This is a genomic window from Bradyrhizobium huanghuaihaiense (assembly GCF_007830635.1).
GTDB lineage: Bacteria > Pseudomonadota > Alphaproteobacteria > Rhizobiales > Xanthobacteraceae > Bradyrhizobium > Bradyrhizobium huanghuaihaiense.
Genome location: NZ_VLLA01000003.1, coordinates 345187 through 359435 on the forward strand (window position 1 = coordinate 345187; position 14249 = coordinate 359435).

General features: G+C 64.5%; 16 protein-coding genes and 1 pseudogene. 7 read left to right on the forward strand and 10 right to left on the reverse strand.

Features of this window, described 5'->3' with window-relative positions:
- Window positions 1-548: 548 nt before the first annotated feature.
- The 3 genes and pseudogenes from IQ16_RS09430 to IQ16_RS09445 form a co-directional block, all read right to left on the reverse strand.
- A complete protein-coding gene (locus IQ16_RS09430) occupies window positions 549-743 on the reverse strand; it encodes a hypothetical protein (protein ID WP_035667931.1) in 195 nt (64 codons plus the stop codon).
- 301 nt (window positions 744-1044) lie between these two features.
- Window positions 1045-1390, reverse strand: a pseudogene (locus tag IQ16_RS09435) (aldo/keto reductase); the annotation flags it as partial.
- A gap of 229 nt (window positions 1391-1619) precedes the next feature.
- Window positions 1620-2693, reverse strand: coding sequence for a hypothetical protein (locus tag IQ16_RS09445; RefSeq protein WP_018647117.1), 1074 nt, complete (start codon window positions 2691-2693; stop codon window positions 1620-1622).
- Between the two features lie 244 nt (window positions 2694-2937).
- Between IQ16_RS09445 and IQ16_RS09450 the strand changes: the two genes are divergently transcribed.
- Window positions 2938-4002: a patatin-like phospholipase family protein gene (locus IQ16_RS09450; protein WP_018647116.1), complete on the forward strand. Its 1065-nt coding sequence runs from the start codon at window positions 2938-2940 to the stop codon at window positions 4000-4002.
- Between the two features lie 19 nt (window positions 4003-4021).
- On the opposite strand, the gene IQ16_RS09455 is transcribed toward IQ16_RS09450, so the two are convergent.
- Window positions 4022-4450, reverse strand: a complete 429-nt coding sequence (locus tag IQ16_RS09455) for a CBS domain-containing protein (protein ID WP_018647115.1) — start codon at window positions 4448-4450, stop codon at window positions 4022-4024.
- A gap of 188 nt (window positions 4451-4638) precedes the next feature.
- Window positions 4639-5445, reverse strand: coding sequence for a rhomboid family intramembrane serine protease (locus IQ16_RS09460; protein WP_018647114.1), 807 nt, complete (start codon window positions 5443-5445; stop codon window positions 4639-4641).
- 302 nt (window positions 5446-5747) lie between these two features.
- Between IQ16_RS09460 and IQ16_RS09465 the strand changes: the two genes are divergently transcribed.
- From IQ16_RS09465 to IQ16_RS09475, 3 genes are all read left to right on the forward strand, one after another.
- Window positions 5748-6050 carry a GIY-YIG nuclease family protein gene (locus IQ16_RS09465; RefSeq protein ID WP_018647113.1) on the forward strand — a complete coding sequence of 101 codons (303 nt, stop codon included), beginning with the start codon at window positions 5748-5750 and terminating at the stop codon, window positions 6048-6050.
- A 443-nt stretch (window positions 6051-6493) separates the two neighbouring features.
- Window positions 6494-7048: a PAS domain-containing protein gene (locus tag IQ16_RS09470; protein WP_018647090.1), complete on the forward strand. Its 555-nt coding sequence runs from the start codon at window positions 6494-6496 to the stop codon at window positions 7046-7048.
- 212 nt (window positions 7049-7260) lie between these two features.
- Window positions 7261-8052, forward strand: coding sequence for a Crp/Fnr family transcriptional regulator (locus tag IQ16_RS09475; RefSeq protein ID WP_035667869.1), 792 nt, complete (start codon window positions 7261-7263; stop codon window positions 8050-8052).
- Window positions 8053-8330: 278 nt separating this feature from the next.
- Here IQ16_RS09475 and IQ16_RS09485 read toward each other — a convergent pair whose 3' ends face one another.
- Window positions 8331-8816, reverse strand: a complete 486-nt coding sequence (locus IQ16_RS09485; protein WP_018647087.1) for a phasin — start codon at window positions 8814-8816, stop codon at window positions 8331-8333.
- A 442-nt stretch (window positions 8817-9258) separates the two neighbouring features.
- Window positions 9259-9645: a COG4315 family predicted lipoprotein gene (locus IQ16_RS09490; RefSeq protein ID WP_018647086.1), complete on the reverse strand. Its 387-nt coding sequence runs from the start codon at window positions 9643-9645 to the stop codon at window positions 9259-9261.
- Between the two features lie 145 nt (window positions 9646-9790).
- Here IQ16_RS09490 and IQ16_RS09495 point away from each other — a divergent pair, with 145 nt between their 5' ends.
- Entirely contained in the window at window positions 9791-10297 is a 507-nt protein-coding gene (locus IQ16_RS09495) for a GNAT family N-acetyltransferase (protein WP_018647085.1), read from the forward strand.
- Window positions 10298-10420: 123 nt separating this feature from the next.
- On the forward strand, window positions 10421-10726 hold the full coding sequence (locus IQ16_RS09500; protein WP_018647084.1) for a hypothetical protein: 306 nt from the start codon (window positions 10421-10423) through the stop codon (window positions 10724-10726).
- Between the two features lie 78 nt (window positions 10727-10804).
- Here IQ16_RS09500 and IQ16_RS09505 read toward each other — a convergent pair whose 3' ends face one another.
- Window positions 10805-12748: a DEAD/DEAH box helicase gene (locus tag IQ16_RS09505; protein WP_051123056.1), complete on the reverse strand. Its 1944-nt coding sequence runs from the start codon at window positions 12746-12748 to the stop codon at window positions 10805-10807.
- A 288-nt stretch (window positions 12749-13036) separates the two neighbouring features.
- Entirely contained in the window at window positions 13037-13204 is a 168-nt protein-coding gene (locus IQ16_RS45535; RefSeq protein WP_018647083.1) for a hypothetical protein, read from the reverse strand.
- A gap of 100 nt (window positions 13205-13304) precedes the next feature.
- Between IQ16_RS45535 and IQ16_RS09510 the strand changes: the two genes are divergently transcribed.
- Complete coding sequence (locus IQ16_RS09510) at window positions 13305-13658, forward strand: cupin domain-containing protein (RefSeq protein ID WP_018647082.1); 354 nt, start codon at window positions 13305-13307, stop codon at window positions 13656-13658.
- A gap of 22 nt (window positions 13659-13680) precedes the next feature.
- On the opposite strand, the gene IQ16_RS09515 is transcribed toward IQ16_RS09510, so the two are convergent.
- Window positions 13681-14193, reverse strand: a complete 513-nt coding sequence (locus tag IQ16_RS09515; RefSeq protein WP_026312637.1) for a hypothetical protein — start codon at window positions 14191-14193, stop codon at window positions 13681-13683.
- Window positions 14194-14249: the final 56 nt, after the last annotated feature.

The following is a 14249-nucleotide window of genomic DNA, read 5'->3' on the forward strand; positions in this document are numbered from 1 at the left end:
CAGCGGCATACAGGTGAAGCCAAACATCCGGCCTTCCCTGCGCAGTGGTTTTACGGCTTATGTCGCGCTCTCCCCGGGGAGCGATGCACTATTGCCCCCGTCGCCGTGCGGATGACTGATGCGCGGACCCGGTCGGGCCGCAACATCACCGCAAGACTTGACGCACAGACCCCGGGCGTCAGGACCACACGATTTTGCCGTACGCGAACCGCACCTGTCGCTGGCGCGAGGTCTTCGCTCACAGTTGCCTGCCCTGCGAAGCCTTTCGCGCCGGTGTGGCTCACGTCCACCGCCGCCCGGCCCGCGTTCGTGACGATCGCGATACGCCCTCTTCCTTGGGCCGGAGTGCGCGCACTATCCGCCAATTCCGAATTTCGGTAAAGTGGAATATTTTTGGTGACGTGGATTGACCGACAATTGGGGTGTTTTGCCCGACGGGCAGCGCAAGGTCTCGTAACCCGGATGAGCGAAGCGATATCCGGGGCCTCACGGCACCAGCGGTCCCGGGTGTCGCTTCGCTCATCCGGGCTACGAGGCAGTGCGCCCGGCTAGTCCTCGCTCGACGCCGCGGAGCGTTTGCGCAAGTGAGCTTGCGACAGCAGGAAAAACAACGCGCGCTCGCCGTGATATTTGGCGGCCGGCCGGGTGCGTTCGAACCCGTCGGCAAAGATCTTGCCGGACTGGTCGCACACCTGCCACCGCCAGCCGAACCGTTTGCGCCTGGTAAGGATCACTTCGAACATGCCGACGGGCTTGGTCCCTGCTCCTCCGGTCTCGCAGGCCACCAGCCTGCCCCGGCGTCCCCCATTGGACGGATGCTCGACATATAACGCAGCAGGATGGAAAGAGAATAAAATTGATTATCGGAATTACGTATCTTCCACCGGCCGTGACGACGTCGCGACGTCCGCGGAATAAGCCGACGCTATCGGTGTTAACCGGCCTTGCGGTGACGCTTGATAGCGCTCGCACGCGTATTCAAACCGGAACACAAGACGTAAAGCACGGTAAGCAAACGCTCACCGAGGCCCACATCAACATCTGTTAGCGGCCGACTCGCGCCTGGAGATGGGCGGGATAGCGGTCACCTTGCACGGCCACCTGGCCAGCACCGCTGCAATCGCAGCGAGATCGGCCTCGGACAACGTTACCACCGTCTGCGCCAGCAGCCTGCCAGCGCGATCTGCGCCGGCGTCGCCTGCTTCGCCGCAGCGATCTCGCCGAGCAGTTCGACCAGCGTCTGCTTGGCCTTTCGTGCGCTGGATGAGAAGCGCGGTACGATGTTGCGGAAGTCGCTTGCGTCAAACGTCGTTCGCTCGGTGATCGCGCCGGTCAGAAAGCCCTTGCCGAGGGGACTGAACGGAACGAAGCCGATGCCCGGCCTGGATAACCTCTATTATCCGAGCCGGCGGCAGCCTCCTCGTCATTGCGAGCGCAGCGAAGCAATCCAGAGTGCCTCCGCGGAACGATTCTGGATTGCTTCGCTGCGCTCGCAATGACGGTGTGGGGAGATCCGACGCTACATCCATCAGAGCAACTCGTGGAGAGTCCCCCTCACCCGGATTCCGCGCTTCGCGCGCATTCCAGGCCTCTCCCCGCAGGCGGGGAGAGGCGAAGGACTACCGCGCCACGACTTCCACTTCGCCGTCGACGCCGTTCACGACGTTGAAGCCACGCTCGTAGACCTTGCCCTCGTTCTTGGCGATGGCGCGGTATTCGCCTTCGGAGAGCACGACGCGCGGGAAGGCACCGATCGATTCCTTGATGACGTCGCCGCCGGGCGTTAGCACCGACCAGGCGGTGTTGGCGAGCGCCTCGCCGCCCCTGTCGCTGACGAGCTTGAGCGTGATGACGGCGGCGCGGTGGGTGATGGTGACGTCGGTGAGCTTGCCGGCCTGGACGCGGATGTCCGAGCGCACCACCGAATTGGCATCGCCATAGTTGGAGACGATGTAATAGGTGCCCTCCGGGATCAGCACGACGTCGCCGGCGGCGACGTTGGGCACCAGCGAGGCACGCTCGCCGGATTCGAACTGGCTGCCCTTGTAGATCGCAAACGAGATCTGGTTCTGCGGAATGCGGCTGGTGCCGACGCGGCCTTCGATGCGTAAGCCCCCCGCCGGCAGCACGAAGGATTCGCGATCGGTCTCGGCCTTGAGGCTGACGGTGCGCACCGCGCTGACGAGGCCGAAGGCGACGTGGACGACGTAGTTGCCGGGCGGCAGCACGATGTTCGGCGTGGCGCTGCGGTCCTCTTTGATCAGCTTGAAGGTGCCGTTCTCGTCGGGACGGTCGGCAAACACCCGCCAGACCAGGCCGCTGCTGATCGGAGCGGAATCCTTGCCGTATCTCGCGGTCAGCGACAGCACACCCTGGCCGGGCACGGCCGCATTGAGCGGCGCGGCGGGTGGCACGGTCGTGACCGCGGGCGGCGGCATGCTGGGCGTCACCGGCTGGGTCAGGGTGGGCGGCAGACTCGGCGGGCCGGCCCCCGGGCCGGAAGGGGGCGCCAAGCTGACGGCGCCACCGGGATCTGGCACCGAAGCCGGGGGCACCGGCGGCGGGCGATCGGAGAAAAGCTGCGCCTGCGCAGCGTTTTGGCCTGATGTCACGAGGCAGGCAGCAAGGATCAGCGCCGGCAGCAGCCTGCCGCTGCGCCGCCATCCGATGATGCCGTCACCCCCGCGTGTCATGTTCCCTGCTTTTCACCGAAAACGCGGCAAATTCAAGCCTCGGATATCCCAGGAAATACGGCCCCGATCCAATCTTTGGAACCCGGCTGACGCCGCATGATTAGACTTAAGGCAACAGCCCTCGCCATACTCCTGCCCAGCGCCTTTTCCAAAGCGGCATAAACCATGCTTCGCCCCTGATATGGCGGAGCGCAAGTGGGATGCCTAGTCTGGCGGCGGGCTGTCCCAGCGTAGGAGAGTTTTAGTGCTGGAGATCTTGAAGGGCCGCGGCTCGAACGGCTCCAACGGCGAGCAAGCCGGCGAAAAAGTCGGCGAAAAAGTCGGTGAGAAGGTCGGCTTGGGGAGCATCCGCCGGCCGGTCATTGGCCTCGCGCTCGGCGGCGGCGCGGCGCGCGGCTTTGCCCATATCGGGATCCTGAGGACCCTGATTGCCAACGGCATCGTGCCCGACGTCGTGGTCGGTACCTCGATCGGCGCCGTGGTCGGCGGCCTCCATGCGGCCGGTCGGCTCGATACGTTCGAAGAGTGGGGGCGCAGCCTGCAGGGCATGCGCAACATCCTCGGCTATCTCGACATCCGCCTCAACGGCTCCGGCCTGATCGGCGGCGAGAAGCTGGCAACCCGGCTCGAGAAGGCGATCGGCCAAACCCTGATCGAGGACCTGCCCGTCAAGTTCGCCGCTGTTGCGACCGAGGTCCGCACCGGCCACGAGATCTGGCTGACGCGCGGCCGCATGGTCGACGCGATGCGGGCGTCCTACGCCCTGCCCGGCATCTTCTCACCGGTCCTGATCGGCGACCGCTGGCTGGTCGACGGCACGCTGGTCAATCCGGTGCCGGTCTCGGCCGCCCGGGCGCTCGGCGCCGAAATCGTCATCGCCGCAAATCTTTCCAGCGACGTCTTCACCCATTCCACGACGATCCATGCGCATGGCGCGGCGCCCGCCCCGGTCGTCTCCGAGGCCGAGGCGACGCCGACCAAGCGGCGCTTTCCGCGCCTGTTCTCGCCCGAGAAGACCATGAAGCGCGAGTTCTTCGGCGGCGGCGGACGGCCCGGCATCTCCTCGGTGATGGTCGATGCGTTCAACATCATGCAGGACCGCATCACCCGCGCGCGCCTCGCCGGCGATCCGCCCGATATGTTGATCACGCCGAGGGTCGGCCACTTCGGCTGGTTCGACTTCCACCGCGGCGAGGACCTGATCGCGCACGGCACGCGCGCCGCCGAGCGCGCGCTGGAGTCGATCCAGGAGGCGATCGATGTGCTCGCGCCGGCGCCCGCGGGCCACGCGCCCAAAGCGGGCGAGTAAGGCGGACGCGTGGGGCTCGTCAGGCCGTCTTGATGTAGTCGCGCAGGGCTTCCTGCTCGGTCTCGTATTCGCGAACCCGCCATTTGACGATGTCGCCGATCGAGATCAGGCCGACCACCTTGCCGTTGTCGAGCACGGGCAGATGGCGGAACTTGCCTGTCGTCATCGTCTCCATCAGCTCGGCGACGGTGTCGGTCTCCTTGCAGGTGACGACCTTGCGGGTCATGACCTCCGAGACCGGCTCCTCCAGCACGCCGGCGCCGCGGTCGCCGAGCACGCGCACGATGTCGCGCTCGGACAGGATGCCTTCCAGCCGGCTCTGGTTCATCACCAGCACCGCGCCGATTTTCTTCTCACCGAGCAGCTTGATCGCGGCCGACAGCTTGACGTCGGGCTCGACGCTCATGATCTGGTGGCCCTTGGTGTTGAGAATGGAACGTACCGTCATTGCCGCCTCCCTGAATCGGAGCCGTCCGCTTTTGGCGGTCCGGACTTGTTCGCGAGTCTTCAACTAACAGTTTTGGCGCGGGTTTCACGCTCGCGCACTTGTCGAAGCGCTGCCTCTATCGGCTTGTCGCTTCGGAACATTCTTCACGCGAATGATGGATGAATTCGGGCCGGGCCGCAAGCACAGCTTCAAATGCGGTCTGAAACGTCCTGTGATGACGCATCCGCAGCATCGTTTCGCACGCGCGGCACGGGATCGAACAGCGCGAACAGCAACAGGCCGGCGAAGAAGCCGCCGATATGTGCCTGCCAGGCGACGCTCGTGGTTTCGGCATCGATGCCGATCGCGCCGACGCCAAAGATGATGTTGACGCCGAACCAGACTGCGAGGAAGCCGACCACCCGCCCGTCGCGCAGCGCACACGACAGCGGCAGCGCGGGAACTTTTGCGGCGGTATCGGCGTCCGAACGGCTGAAGGAGAGGAAGCTGCCGCGGGCGAAGGCGAAGCGGATCGCGGCTGCCATCGCGCCCGACACCGAGGCCGAAGCGCCGATCATCGGCGCCACCGCATGCTCATGGGTGACGAGATGGGCAAGCGCGCCGGCCGCCGCCGTCACCGCCATGAAGACGAAGAACCTGACCGCGCCGAAGCGCCGCGCCAGCGCGCTGCCGAACGGCAGCAGCCACAGCACGTTGAAGCCGAGATGGGTCAGGTTGGCATGCAGCAGCGAATAGGTGACGAAGCTCCAGACCTTGGCGCCGGCGCCGCCGGGGATCTGCAGGTTGAGCAGCGAGGAATCGTAGCGCTTCGGGATGAAGCCGAAGACGTCGATGGTCCAGTTCTCGAGCTCCGGAGGCAGCAGCACCCGCAGATGGATCAGCGCCAGCAGGGCGATATAGGCGGTCAGCGCCACCGGCAGCGTCAGGATCGGCTCGCGCGGAGCCTCCTCATGGACAGCCGGCACGTCCGGCGACGAATCTTGCGGGGAATCCAAGGCAGCTTCGCTTTCAGGCGCGATCGGAGCGACAGGCTTGGAGATAGTCGCCTTTGCAGGCCTTGCGCAAGTGCACAAAAGGAAAAGGTGGGATGGGGCTCGGCCAACACTGGGCCCCGGCTCAGCAGCGCACCGCTGAAGAAGCGCTGCGCTGCGTCCGGGGCACGGATAGCTGCCAGCCGGCTTCATCTCGTGTCCCGGACAAGGCGCGGCACGAAGTGACGCGCCGCAGAGCCGGGACCCAGATTGGCGGCACGTTCGAACCGTGCAATCTTAGGTAGTTCAATTTTCGGACTTGGCCGATGCAAACTGCCTTCTTCGTCTACATCCTGGCGAGCAAACGAAACGGCACGTTATATGTCGGCGTCACCAACGACCTCGTCCGCCGGATGGTCGCCCACAAGGCCAAGCTCGTGCCCGGATTTACAAAGCAGTACGGGGTCACATTGCTCGTCTATTTCGAGACCTATGGTTCCATCCTCGAAGCACGGGCGCGCGAACATTCGCTGAAGCGTTGGCGCCGCGCCTGGAAGCTTAAACTGATCGAAGATCTCAATCCGGACTGGCGCGATCTGACCGACGAACTGAGCTTTTGGGCTGGCTGACTGGGTCCCGGCTCTGCAGTGCATCGCTGACGCGCTGCACTGCGTCCGGGACACGAAAGAGTGCACAAAAGGAAAAGGCAGGGCCCTGGGAAAGCCCTGCCTGTCCGTGTCGGCCTTCCGATGCCCTAGGGAATGAAGGTGTATCCCCACCCCTCCCCGGCCCGTGGCCAAACTGTTTGACGCCCTGTGTACAGACCCCGCCGAGAACCTGGAGAAAAGCGGCGAGGCTTGCGACCGCGGTCACCATAGCAGGGCCGCGCGAGGCGCAAAGCGCATAGTTAATTTAACGTTAACGACGCAAAGACCGCCTTAACAGGCGCGAAAACGCCCCCGCGGCATGGACGCTGCAAATCCCCTCCTGCACAACAACAGAAGGGATCGCGGGTGCACTGAAGCGGGACAGATCTGTCCCGCGAGGTTGCGCCCCGGGGTTAGCGTCAGCCATGAAACATCCGTCGAGCCGCGCATTTTTCGCGTATTGGGACAAGAAGCGCGGTACTGCGCGGGCCCCTGACCGGGCCGACATCGATCCGGCCGCGGTGCGCGGCCTGCTCGGCGACATCTTCGTGCTGTCCTGCGAGCCCAATCTCGGCTTCCCCTTCCGCGTTGCCGGCACCCGTGTCTGCGCGCTTGCCGGGACCGACCTCAAGGACCGGAGCTTTGCGGCGTTGTTCACGCCAGCCAGCCGCAGCGAGATCGAGGACATCGCGACCATCGTCGCCGACGAGACGCTTGGTGCGATCGCCGGCGTCACCGCCACACGCGAGGACGGTAGCAAGGCGCATCTCGAACTCCTGCTGCTGCCCTTCAACGCCCGCCCGCATACGCCGGTGAGCGTCACCGGCGTGCTCGCGCCGTTCGACGACGAATGCGGCGCGCTTTCAGCCTTCACCCTCACCTCCTGGCGCTACCTGCACCAGCCGGAGAAGCTGCTGCCGCGCGCGATCCGCAAACTGCAGATCGCCCGCGGGCTGATGGTGTATGAGGGGCTGCGCTAGGAGCGGCGCTCGCGTCAGACGCGCAGCTTTGCACACGGCCGGCCCGATCTTCGAAGGCTTGATCGAGATCAAACGCATTCGCGCACCGGCTTGCCAATACGTCAGCGGAACCTTAGCTTTTAAGACGAGTTTATTCGTTTGCCGTGGCAAGCGGCAGCGCAGCTCGATTGGTGAAGATGCGTCTGCCGGGCGTCCGTCCAGGGAAAATTCCCGTGATGGAGCACGCGAGAAGAGTTGGTAATCGGTTGTTAGCTGCGTTACCGCCGGCCGATTTCGCGTTGCTTGCACCTCATTTGCGAAAAGTAGAGCTTCAGCACGACGCAGTCCTGGTTCGATCGGGCGACAAGATCGAGCACCTCTCCTTTCCCTGCAGCGGCGCGATCGCCCTCATCATGGAGCTGCCGAACGGACAGACGGCGGCAACTGCCGTGATCGGCAACGACGGCGCTGTCGGACTTATGACGGCGCTCGGCCCGATCCGATCGCCCATGACTGCGGTCGTCCGCGTGGCCGGGACGGCGCTGCAGATTTCGCCCGCACGATTTCACAATGCGCTCGAACGCAGTCCCGCCATTGCAAGCTCGGTTCAGCTTCTCACCAGGACGCTGCTGACGCAATTCCAGCACGTCGCAGCCTGCAATGCTCTGCATTCGGTCGAGGCCCGCCTCGCCCGCTGGCTGCTGCACATCCACGACCGGACGGATGGTGGTGACATCCTGCCCTTGACACAGGAGACGCTGTCGGAATTGCTCGGCGTCCGCCGCACCACGGTCACGCACGTGGTGAGCGCGTTGCGCTCATCACGGGCAATCAAATCCAACCGGCGCGGCCAGCTGGAGATCGACAGGCACCGGCTCGAGATCATCGCCTGTGAGTGCTACAAGGTGATGAGCCGCAGGATCGATCGGATCGTTTCGCAGGATGCGCCAAGGGTCCTTCACGCCGCACCGGCGCGGATTGGCTGCCTCCCCCCGGACCCGCCCTTCGCCAAGACCGACTCGTAGACCCACGCCTCTCTGGCGAACCATTCGTGCGTCGCGGCGCACATCCTGCAATAGGTGCGCGAAAAGAACACCGCACTGCACCGAAACCTCTCGCCATCCATCTCGATGCCCGTCGGAATGGCATCTCCCGTTTCCGGGCACTTGATCATCACCATACCCATCGTGATTTCCTCCAGCTTGGAATCACCTCAGCAGTGAGGGAGGCCGCAATCGGCTGGACGGCTTCTCTTCTTGTGGAGACGCTCGTCCAGCCGATCCGCGCGGCCAACCGCTTCGATTCAAGCAGCGCTACGCAATACCCGGTTGAAGCTCTGCTTGATCGGCTCGGCCGTTTCCGTCGCGACCTTCTGGGCGAGGTCCCAGAGTTCGCGGTTCTGAGCCGAAGTTGCTTCGAAGGTCTTGCGACTGTGGGCGGTGGAGAGATTGACGAGATCGGCAAACGACCTCGCATCGGCGAGCTGGGAAATGAAGTCCAGCGTGGAGGTAGTATTGATGTGGGATATTTCGACGAGCTTGATGCCGTAGTCGGCGGCACGCTTGGCATTGGTCGAATAGGCATCGCAGAGAGCGGTGGTGACTTCCTCCGAAGTCGCCCTCACCTTCGCAAAATTTGCCTGGGCCCGCGTGGCGCCCTGCTCGGCGAAACTGCCGAACATCGTCTGCATGTTGAAGAACGGTACGTCGAACTGGAACTTTGCGCTTCCGTTGGCCCCCACGTCTTGCCGAGCGGCATTGGTCTCGACTTTCACATTGGCATCACTCACGGGCTTTCATCCTTTCAAGCGAAACTAGATCACGGATTGAAGATTCCCCGCAGCGTCGAGGTGCGTGCCGCACCAGGACACCAATACTGCTACTTTCAATGCGGTGGGATTGTTGCTGCGGATAACCGCCCCCGTCCCCTTGCAGGACTGACTATGACCGAAGAAACTGCCCGGTTCGGTTCGCTTTCAGACTCTCAGCGCGAATTTGTTCAATTGATGCGGCGAAGCGGCGCAGACCGCGCTTTGCATCTTTGAAGTTGTTGCGATCGCGTGCGCCAACTTGAGATCAGCGCAGCAGCGCCCTGCTGCGAGGCAAATGATCGCGCTATCAACGTGATCTTTTTTGCCGGATTTACACCGTTTCCCTCCCCGCGGCGGCCCGCCTTCGCTCCGGTGCACCTGCCTCCATAAGACGGCGCACCGGATCTGTGCCGCGCACCCGTCAGGGCATCGCCAGATGCCAGGCACCGTTCAAGAAGCCGTCGCCGGTGATGTCGCCGGGCTTCTGGTCCTTGGCGAAGGTGTAGAGCGGCTTGCCCTTGTAGGCCCATTGCCTGGAGCCGTCGTCGCGCGCGATGATGGTGTAGCCGTCGCCGGGGGCGTCGGTCGCCTCTGCCTTCAGCACCGGCCAGTTGGTCGCACACGGCCCGTTGCAGGCCGACTTGCCGTCCGCATCCTTGTCGAAGGTGTAGAGCGTCATGCCCTTGGCGTCGGTGAGCACGTTGCCCTTGTCGGTCTTGCCGGTCTTGGTCGGCGGCGCGGCGAACGCGGCGGGAACGATCGCGAGTGAGACGGCGAGCGTGAGCGCGAGGCGGATCGAGGACGTCATGGTGTCTCCTGTCATGCAATTGGCTTGCATGGATAGGACGCCGCGCCAGGGGCCGTATTCCTGCGCGCGCGGCAAAGATATTTTTCGCTGCGCGGACCGGCGCGGCGGAATAAACTGGAATGAGTGAGACGGAACGACGACCGACATGAGCAAGCCGCATTGGCGTCCCGCGCGCGCCTCCGACCTGCCCGCGATCAGCGCGATCGCGGCGCGCATCCATCCCGACCTTCCGGAACGACCCGAGGTGCTCGCGGAAAAGATGCGGCTCTATCGCGACGGCTGCCGCGCGCTCATCGCGGACGACGAGACCGTCGGTTACGGCCTCGCGCATCCCTGGAAGCGGCACCGGATTCCACCGCTTGATGCTTTCCTCGAACTCATCCCCGCCGATGCCGATTGCATCTATGTGCACGACGTCGCCGTGCTGCCCGATGTCCGCGGCGGCGCGTCGCGCGCTTATGTTGCTGATATCGAGAAGCTGGCTCGTGCGTCAGGCATAGCGGCGCTCGCGCTGGTCTCGGTCTACGCCACGCGGCCGCTGTGGGAGCGGTTCGGCTTTCGGCCGGTATCGGCGGATGCGGAATTGCGCGCAAAGCTCGCCTCCTACGGCGACGGCGCGACCTACATGCTCCGCGACCTCGCCGCGACGTAACGTCCCAGGACCATCCGGGCTCACGCGGGCGTGAAGCCGCGCCTCGAACCGCTTCCGGCGAGCTCCCGTCGAAGGACTGTGCGGGCCGTTCCGGTCTCGCCGAACCGAGACTGGAGAAAGTCCATGAAACTCACATTGTCGAAAGTTGCCTTGATTGCATTCGCTGCGACGGCTGCGTTCAGCGCGACCAGCGCCAACGCGGCGCAGTATCGCACCTATGGCTGCGAGTTCGCCTTCTTCGAGGGCTGTGCCGGCCTGATCGATCTGCCGAACCAGGGCGGCGGACGTCGCGTCGCTCGCCCCACCCATGATATCTCACCGATCTACATGAAGCAGACCGATCCTCGCTACAATACGTCGCTGCGTGATGCCGGCGGCGGTGGTGGTGGCGGCGGAGGTGGTGGTGGCGGTGGCGGCGGCGGCCGCTGATCTCACACCTGATCTATCAAGTGATGCCGCCGGAGCGATCCGGTGGCATTGCTCATACCAGTGCTGTCAAACTGACGTTCAGCCCCGACGCTTCTTCTTTGGCTTCTTTCCCGGCGCGCCCTTCGCCGGCCAAGCCGTGACCGAAGGCTCGGCGTGGCCCGGCTTGTTCTTGTGTTTCTTTCTCTTTCCGAACGACGGAGCCTCGTCGAATTTCGGCTTGCGCTCGCCGTGCCCCTTGTCTCGCGGCTTGAATCCGCCGGCCTCACGCACGCGGTCGTCGCGACGCTCACGATGGTCGCTGTCGCCACGCTCACGCCGAGGCGCGTGTGATCGCTCCTCCGAACGCTCTTCTCGCTGCGGTGCCTCCGCCATCGGCTCGATGCGGATGCTGTCCTCCTTGTCCGGACGCTTGACCTTCGCGGCAAAGGACTCCGCGACCCGCTCGGAAATCTCGAACTCGGTGGTGGTGTCCATGATCTTGATGGCGCCGATGTCGCGCTTGTCGATGCCGCCGCGGCGGCAGATCATCGGCAGCAGCCAGCGCGCCTCCGCATTCTTGCGCCGCCCGATCGCGGCGCGGAACCAGACGCTGCCCTCCGCCATGGCGTGCTTCGGCGACGCCTTTCCGGATTTCGCCCGAGGCTTGGCGGGACGATCGTCACCGCCTTCAAACCTGTCGCGACCGCGATCGTCGCGCGGCCGGCCGGTCCGCTCGCCGGGATCGATGATGTCTTCGGGCGACGGCAGCCGCGCGCGATACAGCCGCGCGAGCGCCGCGGCGATGTCCTCGGCCGATCGCTCGGCCAATAGCGCCTGCGCCAAGGCCAGATCGTCGGGAGCCGTCTCCTCGGTGAACAGCACGTCCTTCATGCGCGCGTGATCGAGCTTGCGGATTTCATCGGCCTGGGGCGCCGTGCCCCAGTCCGCGTCGACGCCCGCGAGATTGAGCAGCAGCTCCGCACGCCGCCGCCGCGCGGGCGGCACCAGCAGGACGCTCGTCCCCTTCCGGCCTGCGCGCCCAGTGCGGCCCGAGCGATGCTGCATCACCTCGGCGTCATTGGGCAAATCGGCATGGATGACGAGGTCGAGGCTCGGCAGATCGATGCCGCGGGCGGCAACGTCGGTCGCGACACAGACGCGGGCGCGACCGTCGCGCAGCGACTGCAGCGCCAGGGTGCGCTCGTTCTGCGTCAGCTCGCCCGACAGGGCGACCACGGCAAAACCGCGCTCCAAGAGCGCCGCCTGCAAATGCCTGACGTGATCGCGCGTGCTGCAAAACACCAGCGCGCTCGGCGCCTCGTAGAAGCGCAGCACGTTGACGACCGCGTGCTCGGCATCGGCGGGCGCGATGCGGATCGCCCGATACTCGATATCGGCATGACCGCCTTCGTCGCCGGCGACCTCGATCCGGAAGGCGTCGCGCTGATACTGCTTCGCGAGCGCGACGATGCCGCGCGGAAATGTCGCCGAGAACAGCAGGGTGCGGCGCGTCTCCGGCGTGGTCTCGAGGATGAACTCCATGTCCTCGCGAAAGCCGAGATTGAGCATCTCGTCGGCCTCGTCGAGCACGACGGCGGCGAGTTCGGAGATGTCGAGCCGGCCGCGCCGAAGATGATCGCACAGACGCCCGGGCGTGCCGACCACGATGTGCGCGCCGGCGGCGAGTTCGCGCTGCTCGCGCCGCGGATCCATACCGCCGACACAGGAGACGACGCGCCCGCCTGCGTGGCCATACAGCCAGGCCAGCTCGCGCTGAACCTGAAGGGCGAGCTCGCGGGTCGGCGCCACGATCAGGGCGAGCGGCGCACCGGCCTGCTCGAACTGCTCGGCATCATCGAGAAGATTTTTGGCGATCGCCAATCCATAGGCGACCGTCTTGCCGGAGCCGGTCTGGGCCGAGACCAGAAGGTCGCGGCTGGTGGCTTCGTGGGCGAGCACCGCGAGCTGGACGGGCGTCAGTGAATCATAGTTCCGCTCGGCCAAAGCGCGGGCGAGCGGCGGGGTCAGGGCCGGAAGAGACACGGGATGGGAAACCTTGGTTAATTCAGGCGCGGAACGATGACACCGGCGGTCCTGAGCTGGCGTGCGCGGCAATGGGCCTGGCCGCACGCTGGCGATTTGATTGGGGGCTCTTTACGCCAAGTGCTGCCAAATCACCATGCCTTTGATGCATGGCTTTCCGGAGAGAGCCGCGCCTGAAGGTTGCAGCGGATTTTTGCGGCCACCTCCATTAACCTTGGGTGCAGCCGCATCTGACCCCTTGCCACGCCCGGGACACGAGAGAGATGGATTCCGATGCCATAAACTCCGTCATTGCGAGCGCAGCGAAGCAATCCAGACTGCCACCGCGGAAAGATTCTGGATTGCTTCGCTGCGCTCGCAATGACGATGTTGAAGCACTGTCGGGAATGACCGCGTGACGTCCTCCATCAAACGCACCTGCGGCGACTGCACGCTCTGCTGCAAGGTGATGGCCATCGAAGTGCTAGCCAAGCCCGCGATTGACCGGCTGCGAGCCCTTGCCGCGCCGGATCTTCGATCCCAAATCGTGCCTCACTGAAAACAAACTGGAGGACACATGGCCGACGGAATATCGCTTGCCGACAAGCTCGCGACCTTTGGGGATTATTGGTCGCCGCGCACGATCACGACCTTCAACGATTGCGACGTGATGGTGGTGAAGGTGAAGGGCGAGTTCACCTGGCACAAGCACGATGACACCGACGATTTCTTCCTGGTCCTGAAGGGCAGTCTCGACATCGAACTGCGCGATCGCACGGTGAGGCTCGGTCCGGGCGAGCTCTACGTCGTGCCCAAGGGTGTCGAGCATCGCCCGGTGGCCCGCGAGGAGGTTCATCTCATGCTGATCGAGCCGACCGGCACACCGAACACCGGCGACAAGGCAACCGCGGCAGCGCGCAAGCTCGCATAGCGAGCAACGAGCCTGGCGCGGCCTAATCCCTGGAGGCGGCCAGCTTGCTGAAGCTGCCGACCAGCCTGGCTTTTGCGCGTACAACAGTGTCCTTGGCCGCGCGGGCCAGGGCCCGGATGGCGCGCCAGGCTTCGGTCGCCTGCAGCCACGCCTTCGCCGCGGCGTATTTTCCGTAACCCCAGGCAAAAGCGGGAATTCGCATCAGCTTGTCGCGCGTGAGATGAAACAGGCGCTCGACCAGCACCAGTTTGAGCAATTCGCCGACGATGAATGTCGCCGCACCGCTCACGAACTGACCGGTCGCAGCGAGGTAGGCTGCCAAGGGCTTGATCGGCTCCAGAATGATGACGGGTACGGAAAACAGGGCGAGCGAGGGATACGGCGGCAGCGATCTGATCCAGCCGCGCAATCGCCTGAATTCGAAATGCCGCCCGATCCAGCGCGCAATGGGCCTTGCCACGGCCATGAAGACCGCATCCACCAGGAAGTAGATCGCAGCCAGGACGTAAGTAACCGGTTTCAGGACTCGTTTCACGGCACCTCTCCCGCGAAATGAAAGCCGGAACTTGGGCCTAAGTTTCACCTCGGCGT

Bases quoted from the DNA above. Each gene is read 5' to 3' on its own strand.
- IQ16_RS09510 (WP_018647082.1), top strand. From the start codon at position 13,305: ATGGCCGACGGAATATCGCTTGCCGACAAGCTCGCGACCTTTGGGGAT.
- IQ16_RS09445 (WP_018647117.1), bottom strand. From the start codon at position 2,693: ATGACACGCGGGGGTGACGGCATCATCGGATGGCGGCGCAGCGGCAGG.
- IQ16_RS09470 (WP_018647090.1), top strand. From the start codon at position 6,494: ATGAAACATCCGTCGAGCCGCGCATTTTTCGCGTATTGGGACAAGAAG.
- IQ16_RS09490 (WP_018647086.1), bottom strand. From the start codon at position 9,645: ATGACGTCCTCGATCCGCCTCGCGCTCACGCTCGCCGTCTCACTCGCG.
- IQ16_RS45535 (WP_018647083.1), bottom strand. From the start codon at position 13,204: ATGGCCATCACCTTGCAGCAGAGCGTGCAGTCGCCGCAGGTGCGTTTG.
- IQ16_RS09430 (WP_035667931.1), bottom strand. From the start codon at position 743: ATGTTCGAAGTGATCCTTACCAGGCGCAAACGGTTCGGCTGGCGGTGG.
- IQ16_RS09495 (WP_018647085.1), top strand. From the start codon at position 9,791: ATGAGCAAGCCGCATTGGCGTCCCGCGCGCGCCTCCGACCTGCCCGCG.
- IQ16_RS09465 (WP_018647113.1), top strand. From the start codon at position 5,748: ATGCAAACTGCCTTCTTCGTCTACATCCTGGCGAGCAAACGAAACGGC.
- IQ16_RS09455 (WP_018647115.1), bottom strand. From the start codon at position 4,450: ATGACGGTACGTTCCATTCTCAACACCAAGGGCCACCAGATCATGAGC.
- IQ16_RS09500 (WP_018647084.1), top strand. From the start codon at position 10,421: ATGAAACTCACATTGTCGAAAGTTGCCTTGATTGCATTCGCTGCGACG.